Here is a 12908-nt window from a genome sequence, read left to right on the forward strand (position 1 = left end):
TTTAGGGTTTATGGGGTTACTACAATAGAGACTGAATCAGTTGTGGGTCACTAGGTTCCTTTTTGTCCAGTTTAACTTCCTTTAAAAAGGCATTGGAAAACAGGGTCTGCATATCGCCCGATAACAAGGAACAGCGGTATTTTCTCCAGGTGGTGGCGTCTGCACCATACATATGGTCCACCAATCCCGAGAACTTCCAATCTGCATTTTTGCCCCAGTGCAGTGTAAAGGGAATGTTGGCCTGTTGTAGGGCCTCAATCATTTTTTTGGATAGGTCATTAAGTGTGATCAAATTCTTTTTTTCGTTCCAGCGCACCCCATCTATCTCTATCATACAGGTAGTGGGAAAACGGGCAAAGGATAAGGTGGCATCCGACTTTTTAATAAATCGCATTGCAAAAATCCCGGGTACGGGACCTTCATCTATACTAACCTTGGATAGAATTTTTAAAGCTTTTTCCGCATCCGTATGGCTCACCCCAAAGGAAATGGCAAAAGCAGGGCCTTGGTACGGGGCATCCCAAAAAGTTTCCGCCAAGGTGCCCGTGGAAACTTCATCAACCGTAGGTAAAATGGAGTTTTTAAGCAAATTAATAAAGACCGGAATGCTTGCTGGTATGCCAGACCCTATTTGCACCACCAGATTGATTAAATCCCTATAGAGCGATTTCTTAATCACAGGAAAAGGGTCTGGATAGTTTAATTTATAGGGTTTCTTGTACATAAATTCTACCACATACTTTCCGTTATCCTTATACTGATTTACAAAAACCTTAAAATGATAGGGAATATTGGCCTCCCCATTGCCCTTTACCTCTTCGGGAATTCCATCAAAAGTTTTAAAATTTTGTTGTTGCGCCAGCTCTATGGCTTTGTCCTTTTTTAGTTCTTTTACGTACCTTTTTAACAGGAACAGGTTCTGGGCCTCTATTACCACTCCATGGATAAATCCAAAAGAGCCCAACCCCACCAGCGCAGCATTAAAGAGCCCATCATTTCGAATGACCCTAGACCTAAGTTTTTGTACAAAAACATCGTTTAAGGCGGGTTTAGAATGCCTTTCCAAATACACAATATCCCCAGGATTGGGACCAATTATAAGGTTTAGCCCCACAACATAATCCTGTACGGAACCTACATTGATTGCAGACCCATGTACTCCCGTAGAAATACAGCCCGCAATGGTTTGTCCGTTACTGGCACCCGAGGCCTTTAGGGATTTCCCATGTCCCGCTAATTTCTCAGAAATTTCTTTTACCACATTGCCACACTGAAAAAGGAACAAATTCTCTGCCTGATACCCTGAAAGTGCATGCAAATCTTGGTTTCTAAACGAGAAATAGGTGTTCATATGCGCATTAAAGTGCATACGTTCTTTTTGGTGCGCTATCTTGGACATGGACCAAGCTGAACCATACGCCCTAAAACCCTCATTTTTGTTCTTTGCCTCTGTAATGAGGCTTTGTATTTCCTGTGCCGCATCATTGTAACGGTCCAAATCTGAGGGCATCAATGCAGGCGACTCCAACTTGGTTTTGTACAATAGCTTTAGAGGGAAAGGCCCATTGTTATGGAGCGTATCCCATTCTGTTAAGGTAAGTTTTGTTGTTTTGGCCATTTTACTGGGTTTTAATCTTTCATGCAGACATACTTAATTTTCACTTTTCGCTTACGGCCAAAAGTAACCGCGCTCAACAATAGGGCTCCGAAGGTATTTCTATACTCTACGGTGTGCAGTTTGCCCGAAGGACATAAATCTGTTGACTTAATGAGATAGCTAAAGTCTTTGTCGGCTACCCCAATGGTAATCACAGTATCCAATTCTGTAACTTCATAGGGACGGTAATAATCGTCACGTACATGGGGAACGGCAGGCTCGGGCGTTCCTACGGTGCTTACTAGACGTACCGAGTAACAGGATTGAAACAAGAGCAGCACCAAAAACGCCAATACTAACAGAGGTATTAGGTATTTTTTAAACTTCATATAAATGGGTTTTGTGCCATATACCAGGGCATACAGCAGATTTTTATAATACTATATTGGGAGAACAGTGGAAAAATACCCCTAGGGGCATTCTTACTAACTAAAAAATCGAGGGAGGGTACTACCTAATACTTTTGGTTCTAAAATACAACGTATCTTAATGTACGAGCATATATAATGTATATCTTGTAAGAAATAGTGTACGTTTGGTGCTTTTACTTATATTTATAGAACTGATATTGTGATGTTTATATATTTAAAATAATAATCTTACCTAAATCCCCCAACTGGTCCATCTATCCATCCCATCCTGATACCATTTGTCCCCTTTGATAAAAAACAGATCGTTGTTTCTTTCTACCTTAAACTCTATGGGTTGGTTATAGAGTTGCCCATCCTTCCATGCCGTAAAGCAGTCCATCAAGGCAAGTACCTCTTCATCTTTGGTTAAATCCATGTCCATAGCATATAATTCTTTAACCAAAGGGATGACCTCTTCTGCTGTTTGGGTATCAAAATGTATTAATGGGGATAACCTAATAATAGCATCGTTCGTTAGCTTGTCTGTTGTTGCTTTTAGGAACATCATGGCTATATAATTGGCCGTATCTGGCGGTTGGTACAATATGGTTTTCGCTTGATTTAATACGGTGGCAGAAAAAAACTTGGACTGGGGTTTTAGTTTAGAAAAGACCAGCTTTTTTCTTCGGTATTTTTGCGCTATCTGTTTCCATTTCCAAAACCTCTTTTTATCCTCCATGGACATTAAAGAATTACTGGTTCCAAGGGAAATCATGCGTATATCCTTTAGGTCTACCCCTGTCTTATACGCTTCTATGATGCCTGCCAAGATGGGGTTGTTAAATCCACCAAGTGCGCCATCCCATAACTCGTAAAAAATTTCGCTTTCCTTGGCCAAAAATCTCGCAGGGAAATCAAAATACTGTACAGGTGCATTGGAGGAACCGTTAATGGCCTGTGTGAGCCTTACCGAATCATAACCCGTATTGCCAGAGGTGTAGGACTTAAAAAATTTGGCGCGGTTATTCAACGCATCGTAGGTGCATACCGCAATTTTAAGGGATTCCTTCCCTATTTCTTTTGGCAGTTCCGCCATTTGGAACTTGTCTATTTTAGGAAATAGGCTCTCAAAGGCTTCTTTTTTCTTTTTGGAACTGTATTTTGGACCCAACCCCAACCCTAATGTTCTTAGGTAGTCCACAGGAAAAAAGCGGTCACTAAAGGAGTTCTTGTGGAAAATCTTTTCTCTATTCTCCTTTTCTTTAAACAGGGCTATGGCTTCTTCTATAGTATAATCTTCAGCAAGAGCGGCTAAAACAATGCTCCCTCCAGAATTGGCAATGACCAAATCGAACTTTTTAAGAATATCACGCCCCTTACTGTTCCCATACCGGTCTTTTAGGGTAAGTAGCTGTATAATGGCCCAACTCCCTCCCCCATCAAGTGATAAAATGTTGTACATGTTTTTATTGGTTTACCTAGTTAAGACGAGCTTACTATGTTTTAAATTTTTGACCTTGTTCTACATGGGGGATTTAGAATGTAGGAAGTCAATTCTTTGGAGACCAAAAAGTTATAAAAAATATTTGTAACAGCATTACACAAAAACCATAGGATTTATAGGGTTATGTTCCCGTTTAATCTTCCTTTTCTTACAATACGGCCTGTTTCCTAGAAAATAGTATACTTTCTAATTCTTAAGGAGAGATTTTTTAGATAAAAAACTAAAGGCAGTCCCAATCTCTGGGTATACCCTTAATTAACAAAAATCAGAGAATACCCTGACTTATTTTTTAGGATACCCCTCTAATTTGCGGATAATTTAATAACCTAAAAGAATAGAGTCATGAAAAAAAGTAGATCAAACTTTCTAATAATGCTAACACTCGTTTTGTTAGCGCTGTCTGCCTGTACAAGAGCAACAGAAGACCCAAACAGTGAATTTAGTATACCACCCACTATTGAAGTAGTATTACCAGATGATAACAGTATTTTCTATACAAGCGAAGGTCCAAACAGGCAAGCAGATTTACACTTTATAGGGAGAGACGATGTAACGGTAGACTGGGTATCTATAACGGTAATCAATAGTAGAGATCAAGAAGTGTACTATGATAAGGACATAACAAGGACTACCTCTACATCGTTTGAAATGTTCAGAAATTTTAGTACAGAAGCAGCAGATACCTATACCGTAATATTCGAAGTATCCGATACCGCTGAAAACACTTTGGAAGCGCGTAGAACTATTATTTTTGAAGATAGGGTTGAATTGGATACCGATTCCTAGGATAAGTAATGGCAACACATCTGTTTTAAAATAGATGTGTTATCTTTCTTTTTAATAAATGACAGATTGATTGGAATGAGACTATTTTACACATTATTGGCTTTATTATTTTATATGACCGTAACGGCACAGACGGGTAAAATAATAGACAGCCTTAAAATAGAACTCACCAAACAACAAGAGGATACGATTAGGGCCCAGGTTTTAAACGACCTATCTTACTATTATTTATATCAAAACACGGATACGGCACTACTCTATGGAAGAAAAACCTACACCTTTGCCAATACAATAGGCTATCATAAGGTAAGGGCCAAGTCCAAACTATACATGGGCAATGCTTTTTTGTTCTCTGACCGTGTGGATTCTGCCCAGGTATATTACAATAGAGCATTGGAAATTTCCAATGAACATGATCTTGATAAATCTGCCATATATTCCTCCTTGGGCATGTTTTATAAAAGTACGGGAGCCTACGAAAAAGCTACGGATATTTATTATAAGGGCATTGCGGACGATGAAAATACAGGAAACGAATATGGAAAGTTCATTAAGTTGAACAACCTTTCCAATGTCTATGGTATATTGGAGAACTATGAAAAATCTACTTCCCTGTTAAAAGAGGCGGTTGCCATTTCTGAAAAAAGTGAAAACCCAAACATAAAATATGCGTTGGGCACTATTTTAAACGGCATTGGTAGTCTCTATATACAGGTAAATAATTTTGATGAGGCCATCCTATATTTTAACCGTTCCCTAGAGGCCAATCTAGCTTCGGATAATGAAAAGGAAATAGCGAGAAACTATCAAAACCTAGGTGCTGTTTTTGAAAAGAAAAACCAGTACCAAAAATCATTGGAATACCTAAACAAAGCGTTCTCCATAAGGGAAAAGCTAGGGAATAAAAAAGAACTGTCTGAAACCCATTTTCAGTTGGGAAGTACCTACGGTAAGCTTTTAAACACCTCTAAATCCGAGTTTCATTTTAAAAGTGCCCTTGCATTGGCAAAGGAAATAAAGGACAAACCCCTCATCGCTGAAATTTACTTGACCCAAAGTAATACCTATGAGGATTGGAACAAGGCCCAAAAAGCACTGGCAAGCTATAAAGCATATAGTTCTTATAGAGATAGTATAGTACAGTCTGAGAGTCTTACGAACATTTCCGAAATTGAAACCAAATATGAAACGGCAAAAAAGGACAAGGAAATTTTGGAACAACGATTTGAAATTGAACAGACAAGCAATACCTTAAAAAGAAGAAACACCTTGTTATATTACTTGTTGGGAGCTTTGGTCCTCTTATGGTTGGTGTTTAGGCAACGCCAAAAAAGGAAGAACCAAGAAATTACAACCCTTAAAAGGGAACATCAGATAAAAACGTTGGAATCCCTTATCCAAGGTGAAGAAAAAGAGCGTTTTAGAATAGCAAAGGAATTGCACGATGGTGTTAACGGTGATTTATCTGCCATAAAGTTTAAACTTACTTCCTTGTTGGAAAAGAACAATAAAATCATTAATGAGGCCATATCCATGATCGATGATTCCTGTAAGCAGGTAAGGGCAATTTCCCACAACCTGATACCCCCATCATTGGAAAATTTTAATGTATCGGAAGCGTTGGCGGAATATTGTGAGAATGCAAATTCCATTCATGAGCCAGACATCTTCTTTCAACACATGGGAAGCGACATAAAAATTTCTAAAAATGCCGAAATCAATATTTTTAGAATTGCCCAAGAATTGGTGGCAAATGCCTTAAAACATGCCCAGGCCACTTTAATCAATGTACAATTAAGCTGCAGGGACAACGAAATTCAGCTTACTGTGGAGGACAATGGCATTGGTTTTAATGTGGAGGTGGAAAACACCCATGGCATTGGGTTAAAGAACATTAATTCCAGAGTGGAGTACCTAAAAGCGGATAAGGACATGATTTCCAACAAAGAAGGTACTTCCTATACCATAACTATGGATAAAGACACCCTATCATGAGTTTAAAAATTGCCATTACAGATGATCACCAAATGGTTTTGGAAGGCGTAGTTTCCATGCTACAGAGTGTGGATGAAATAGCTGTTGTGGGTACGTATAGCTCCGCCCAGCATACTCTGGAAAATATTGGGAACGATGAACCCGATGTTCTTTTATTGGATGTAAACCTGCCAGATATAAATGGAATAGATCTAAGCAAAAAGCTTCTTAAAAAGTACCCGGACCTAAAAATCATTGCTTTGACCAATTTTGAGGATATTTCTTTCGTAAAGCGAATGCTAAAAAATGGCGTTAATGGCTATCTATTAAAAAATACGGATAAAATTGAGCTGTTAAAGGCCATAAAAACAGTACTTGCCGGGGAGTTGTTTTTACAGAGTACTATCCAAAAGAAACTATTAAGTCAATCCCACGATAAACAAGTATTTAACAATGGGCTAGAGCCCAATTTAACCCGGCGTGAGCTAGATGTTCTAAAGGCCATTTCTGAAGAACTGACAACTCAGCAAATCTCTGAAAAACTATTTATAAGCCCCAAAACAGTAGAGACCCATAGAATGAACATTATGAGCAAATTAGGGGCAAAAAATAGTGTCGGGATTATTAAAATTGCCATGGAAAAGGAATTGATTTAACCATATACAGTTTAGCTTCCAAAGAATATCTATGGATAATGTATGACCTATTTGGAGGCCACACCCTTTTTATCCTAAAAAAAGAGCCCCTTCTATTTATAGCCCTTTATTTCAGCGATTTGGATTTGTGAACATTTTACATTAATATTGAGTACGCAATCGATTGCGCAAACCACCTACCCATGCATGATAAAAAATTAATTTTCGCCATTTGTGCCCTTATACTAGTGGCCTGTTCGGAATCCAAAAAGAAAAAATCGTTAGTAACCAGTGAAAAGCAAAGTGGTTCTTTAGTTCTAAAGATGGAACATAAGCCCCTTTTAAGTTACAAATACGAAACCAATTACCCACCCATAGGTGTAGACTCCTCCTATAAGCGAAGCGGTTATATTCACCCGCTAAGAACTCCAGCAGGTAAAGTCCTGACCCGTATACAGCCAGAAGACCACTACCACCACTATGGTATATGGAACCCATGGACACATACTCTCTATGATGGTGATACCATAGATTTTTGGAACCTCAAAAAAGGGGAAGGCACAGTTAGGTTCGCAAAGTTTAAAGAGATACTAGATAATGGGTACACTGCCCTCCATGAACATGTGGTGCTTAAGGACAATAAAAATGAAGTGGCCCTAAACGAATGGCAAACGGTAAAAATAACTCCCAGCGAAGATCCATCAACATATACCGTTGATCTAACTTTTACCTACGAATGTGCCACCGATAAACCTTTTTTGATTTTGGAATACCGGTACGCCGGTTTTGGGTGGCGGGCGACCGAAGAATGGACCAATAAAAACAGTGAGATTTTGGCCTCCAATGGAAAAACAAGAGTGGATGCCGATGGAAGCACTGCCCGTTGGTGTCTGGTCCAAGGTACATTGGGCAATGAATATGGGGGAGCCCTAATGCTTTCCCACCCCAACAATTTTAATCATCCCGAACCTTTAAGAATCTGGCCTGTGGACCAATATGACCGTGGAGATGTCTTTGCTTGCTTCTGCACCACAAAAAACACCAATTGGCTTTTTGAGCCTGGTAAGACATATACCTTAAATTATCAACTTGTGGTTTTTGATGGGAAATTAGATGCAGAAAAATCAGAACAATACTGGCAACAATTTGCAAAAACTGAATAACCAAACAACTTTTATATTATGAATCAAATAAATAGAAGGGACTTTATAAAAAAAACAAGTGCAGCATCCCTTGCCACCGTTGCGGTCCCTACCATTGTTCCCTCTCGGGTATTTGGTAAAAACGCGCCCAGTAACCGTATTAATATTGCAGCCATAGGAACAGGAAGAATTTCCCGTATAATGGATATGCCCCAAGTTTTGGCCCATGATGATGTACAGCTGGTAGCAGTTTGTGACCTAGATGCCAAGCGTGCACTGGAAGGGGCCCAATTGGTTAACAACCACTACTTTAAAAAACATGGGAAAGCCTATATTGAACCGGCCCAATACACAGATTACCGCGAGCTATTGAACAAAGATGATATTGATGCTGTATTAATAAGTACTCCAGATCATTGGCATGCTAAACTTGGAGTAGATTTTGCAAGAGCTGGTAAGGATATCTTTATGCAAAAACCAGCCTCTTTAACTATTGAGGAGGGAAGGTTCTTAAGTGATGTGGTTCAAAAATCTGGTGTTATTTTTCAAATTGGAAGCCAACAGCGTTCCAGCCATCAGTGGAGATTTGCTGCAGAAATAGTGAGAAATGGTCGTATAGGTGAGCTCAAAAAAGTCTATGTGGGCTTACCTGGTGATCCAGCAGGTGAAGAGGAGCACGAACTTCCCATTCCAGAAAATTTAAACTATGACATGTGGTTGGGTTCTACCCCAGAGGCCTATTATACCGAAAAAAGGGTGCATCCCCAAGTGGGTTATGGCCGTCCAGGTTGGTTGCGTTGTAGGCAATTTGGTGCAGGCATGATCACAGGTTGGGGTGCGCATCATATTGATTCTGCCCATTGGGGCATGAATACGGAACTTACTGGGCCTATTGAAATTTGGGGTGATGCAGAGTTTCCCTCTTCAGGTTTATGGAATGTCCATGGTGAATTTAAAACCCATGGACTTTATGAAAATGGAGTTGAAATGATTGTTTCCAATACAGCTCCAAATGGTGTGAAGTTTGAAGGAACCGAAGGTTGGGTTTTTGTGACCCGTGGCGATTATAAAGTCACTGCATCTGATCCAGTGGCCAATGAAGAAGGCGTTAAACCTCTTGATGCTAGTAACCCCAGCATTATTAATTCTCCAATTGATCCCAATGGCATACACCTTCCTGTAAGTGAAAATCACCATAGAAATTGGTTAGACGCCATAAAATCAAGAGAACAGCCTATTGCTCCCGTTGAAGAGGCACACAGATCATGTTCAGCGTGTTTATTGCACCATATTGCCATGAAATTGGATAGAAAGTTATATTGGAACCCTAAAAAAGAAAAGTTTAAGAATGATAAGGAAGCAAATGCTCTATTATCGCTTGAACAACGCGAACCTTATAAACTGGTTTAATTCATGAAAAAAGGAATTTATGTACTCATATTGTTCGTTATTTTTTCGTGTGGCAAAAAGCAAAACAAGCCAACCGAGGATAAAATAAAGTTGGTTACTGTTGATCCCGGACATTTTCATGCGGCTTTGGTCCAAAAAAACATGTATGACCTTGTTGATTCTACCGTCCATATTTACGCTCCAGATGGAAATGATGTGGATTTGCACCTTGCAAGAATTGAAGCGTTCAATACAAGAGCTGAAAAACCCACGGATTGGAACAGTAAAGTGTACCGAGGGCAAGATTTTTGGGATAAAATGTTGGCCGAAAAACAAGGTAATGTTGTGGTTCTGGCTGGCAACAACCAAAAGAAAACAGAGTACATACACCAAGCTATTGACGCTGGCATGCATGTATTGGCAGATAAGCCCATGGCCATTGATCGTGAAGGGTACAAGCTTTTACTTAAAACTTTTAAAAAATCGCAGGAAAAAAATGTGTTACTGTACGATATAATGACCGAGAGGTATGAAATAACCTCAATCTTACAGCGAGAACTGACACAAATACCTGAAATTTTTGGTGAGATGGAAAAAGGAAGTCCTGAACACCCAGCCATTACCAAAGAAAGTGTCCATCATTTTTTTAAGTATGTTTCGGGCAACGTCCTTGTACGTCCGCCTTGGTTTTTTGATGCCAACCAAGAGGGGAATGGACTTGTTGATGTTACCACGCATTTGGTTGACCTTGTGCAATGGCAATGTTTTCCAGAACAAATATTGGATACCTTGGATATGGAAGTGGGCAAATCTTCATTGTGGCCCACTAAATTGTCCTCCAAACAATTTGACCGGGTTACCAATTCTTCTTTTCCAGACTATCTGAACAAAGACATTAGCAACGATACCCTTAGCGTAAACTGTAATGGTGAAATAAACTTTAAAATTAAAGACTTACACGCCCGTGTATCGGTAATATGGAACTATGAGGCACCAGAAAATGGTGGCGATACACACTTTTCCACAATACGTGGCACCAAGGCCAATTTGGTTGTTAGACAGGGCAAAGACCAAAATTTTAAACCTACATTGTACATAGAACCGGTTGCCGAGGACTTTGATAATGAATTGCTTTCCAAAACATTTGGTGCTCTGGCCATTAAATATCCTGGTATTTCATTAAAAGAATCTTCCACCGGATGGCAGGTGATGGTACCCAACGATTATCGAGTGGGCCATGAGGCACACTTTACACAGGTGACCGAGAAATTTATCGAATTTTGGCGTAAGGGAAGTATGCCGGCCTGGGAACGTAACAATATGATGACCAAATATTATATCACTACAATGGCCTCAGAGCTGGCTGAAAAATGAAAGGAACAACCTGCAAATAGTACTTTAATTAAAATCGATAGTTTTTCATGAACTAGCGTATCCTTAAAAATTTTAAGGATTTCAAAATTACAGAAATTGGCTAAAAACTTATATTCGCGCCATGTGGATGTATTTAGGCCTTTTGGCAGCTCTTTTTTTAGGATTACACAACCTATGTAAAAAACATGCAGTACAGGGAAATGAGGTTTTTCCAGTGCTTTTGGGTACAATTACTTCGGGTTTTTTATTACTTCTTCCCTTCTTTATTGGGTCCCTCTATTTTCCAGAATACACCAAACAAATAGGATTTCATATCACCAAAATTCCATGGAAAACCCATGGTTTTATTTTTATAAAATCTATGATAATGACCGCATCATGGGTTTTAGCCTACCAAGCGTTAAAACACTTGCCCATAACCATTGTTACTCCAATACGTTCGGCAGGTCCATTTTTTACCTTCATCGGTGCCATTTTAATTTATCAAGAAAAGCCTAATTTTTTACAGTGGATTGGTTTTTTCCTTATTATTTTCTCTGTAATGTTATATTCTAGAATAGGCAAAAAAGAAGGAATTCATTTTAAGAGCAATAAATGGATATATGCCATTATTGCTGCCACATTTTTAGGGGCTTCCAGTGGTTTGTATGACAAGTTTTTAATACAGAACGTAGCGTTGAACCCCCAAACCTTACAATTTTGGTTTTGTTGGTATACCATACTGATCTTACTGGTTGTCTTATCCGTACTATGGTTTCCCAATTCTGAAAAACGAAAAAAATTTAAATGGCGTTGGACCATTCTTGCCGTTGGGGTTTTGTTACAAACAGCAGATTATTTTTATTTTAAGGCCTTACAGGACCCAGATGCCTTAATTATGTTACTATCCGCTATAAAACGAAGTCAAATACTGATTGCCGTCCTCATTGGCGGATTTGTCTTTAAAGAAAAAAATAAGCGTAAAAAATTAGTGCCTTTGCTCGGTATAATGATTGGCGTATTTCTGATTTTATATTCAAATACATAGCAAAGAATATAGAACAGGCCATGCATAAACACATTGCAGCTCCCTTTCTACTCCCCATCATGATCAGCCAGCTTGTTTTTAAATTAGGACCATTTGTTAATTATAAGATTTTAAGTGCTTTAGAACATATAATCCTTTATCTATTTTTTTTATAAGAAGATGGTGTTGTCTCCTCAAATCTTTTAAAGGCTACATTAAATGAGGATAGACTACTAAAACCCGTATCAAAGGCGATAGATGAAATTGTGTACTTCTGGTGGTTAATATCCAACAACATCTTTTTTGCATCTTGGATTCTGTGATAGTTGATAAAATCGTTAAAGTTACGCTTGGCATATTCATTTATTACCTCCGAAGTTTTCTGAGTACTTTTTTCAATAAGCTTGCTTACACTCACCAAGGAAATATCCGATTCTAGATAAAGCTTTTGTGCTACCACCAATTCACCTATTTGTTCAAACAGTGCTGCATTTTCGTTTTTAGCAAATGCATATCCATCTATATTGGTGGACTTTAGCCTAAAAGCCTTAATACTTAAATAATAGATTACTATGGAATACACAATGGGACCCACAATATAAGGTACTGCATCTTCTACAATGTTTAAAACATATGAAACCCAAATAAGAACAAAACAACCGATCAAAATTTGTAGCCATTGCAGAACCGTTGCCTGAGATTTTGTTCGTTTCGTCTCTGGATGGGTTTTCCTCACTTTATGCACCGACCTGCCACTTTTAACAATGTAAAAGGCCAAATGTAAATAGGTGAAAATAATAACGCTGGCAAACAGAGCAATGGCCTCGCTATTGTTTTCATTGAACCAATTGGTCTCCAGAAAAAAGCTCATTCCCACAATAAAAACGAAGGGTACCAATTCAAAGAAATGAAGACCGATAGGCCTAAAACCAGGTGTGGTCATGGCCATAACATACCATCGCAATAAAGGCCCTATGACCAGCAAAAACGATAATCCCAAAAAAACAAAAATGGGTTCTAGATCATGCCCAAAATATAACATGACCGATTTGCCTATACGAAAGGCCATAAAGATCAATATTAACCCAAGC

At 38.9% G+C, this 12908-nt stretch carries 11 protein-coding genes; 7 read left to right on the forward strand and 4 right to left on the reverse strand.

The genetic code is table 11. The features are described 5' to 3' along the window. Positions 1-19: 19 nt before the first annotated feature. The 3 genes from GGR42_RS01935 to GGR42_RS01945 form a co-directional block, all read right to left on the reverse strand. Positions 20-1618 carry an FAD-binding protein gene (locus GGR42_RS01935; RefSeq protein WP_167960305.1) on the reverse strand — a complete coding sequence of 533 codons (1599 nt, stop codon included), beginning with the start codon at positions 1616-1618 and terminating at the stop codon, positions 20-22. An 11-nt stretch (positions 1619-1629) separates the two neighbouring features. Continuing rightward, the gene (locus tag GGR42_RS01940) at positions 1630-1950 is read right to left on the reverse strand and encodes a hypothetical protein (RefSeq protein WP_167960307.1); all 321 of its coding nucleotides are present in this window, start codon (positions 1948-1950) and stop codon (positions 1630-1632) included. Between the two features lie 310 nt (positions 1951-2260). Beyond that, positions 2261-3469 carry a patatin-like phospholipase family protein gene (locus tag GGR42_RS01945; RefSeq protein WP_167960309.1) on the reverse strand — a complete coding sequence of 403 codons (1209 nt, stop codon included), beginning with the start codon at positions 3467-3469 and terminating at the stop codon, positions 2261-2263. 384 nt (positions 3470-3853) lie between these two features. Between GGR42_RS01945 and GGR42_RS01950 the strand changes: the two genes are divergently transcribed. The 7 genes from GGR42_RS01950 (at position 3854) to GGR42_RS01980 (ending at position 11838) form a co-directional block, all read left to right on the forward strand. Further along, positions 3854-4297, forward strand: a complete 444-nt coding sequence (locus tag GGR42_RS01950; RefSeq protein ID WP_167960311.1) for a hypothetical protein — start codon at positions 3854-3856, stop codon at positions 4295-4297. A 75-nt stretch (positions 4298-4372) separates the two neighbouring features. Then, positions 4373-6292 carry a tetratricopeptide repeat-containing sensor histidine kinase gene (locus tag GGR42_RS01955; RefSeq protein WP_167960313.1) on the forward strand — a complete coding sequence of 640 codons (1920 nt, stop codon included), beginning with the start codon at positions 4373-4375 and terminating at the stop codon, positions 6290-6292. Further along, on the forward strand, positions 6289-6927 hold the full coding sequence (locus GGR42_RS01960; protein WP_167960315.1) for a response regulator: 639 nt from the start codon (positions 6289-6291) through the stop codon (positions 6925-6927). Before GGR42_RS01955 ends, GGR42_RS01960 begins: the two co-directional genes overlap by 4 nt. A 182-nt stretch (positions 6928-7109) precedes the next feature. Further along, positions 7110-8069, forward strand: coding sequence for a DUF6807 domain-containing protein (locus tag GGR42_RS01965; protein WP_167960317.1), 960 nt, complete (start codon positions 7110-7112; stop codon positions 8067-8069). An 18-nt stretch (positions 8070-8087) separates the two neighbouring features. Further along, positions 8088-9458 (forward strand): Gfo/Idh/MocA family protein, encoded by a 1371-nt coding sequence (locus GGR42_RS01970; RefSeq protein WP_167960319.1) that lies wholly within the window; start codon positions 8088-8090, stop codon positions 9456-9458. 3 nt (positions 9459-9461) lie between these two features. Next, positions 9462-10811: a putative oxidoreductase C-terminal domain-containing protein gene (locus GGR42_RS01975; protein ID WP_167960321.1), complete on the forward strand. Its 1350-nt coding sequence runs from the start codon at positions 9462-9464 to the stop codon at positions 10809-10811. Between the two features lie 121 nt (positions 10812-10932). Continuing rightward, positions 10933-11838 (forward strand): DMT family transporter, encoded by a 906-nt coding sequence (locus GGR42_RS01980; RefSeq protein ID WP_167960323.1) that lies wholly within the window; start codon positions 10933-10935, stop codon positions 11836-11838. Positions 11839-11974: 136 nt separating this feature from the next. Here GGR42_RS01980 and GGR42_RS01985 read toward each other — a convergent pair whose 3' ends face one another. Further along, the gene (locus tag GGR42_RS01985) at positions 11975-12886 is read right to left on the reverse strand and encodes an AraC family transcriptional regulator (RefSeq protein WP_167960325.1); all 912 of its coding nucleotides are present in this window, start codon (positions 12884-12886) and stop codon (positions 11975-11977) included. Positions 12887-12908 lie beyond the last annotated feature (22 nt).

Origin of the sequence: Saonia flava, from assembly GCF_011927795.1 — a bacterium.
Taxonomy (GTDB): Bacteria; Bacteroidota; Bacteroidia; order Flavobacteriales; family Flavobacteriaceae; genus Saonia; species Saonia flava.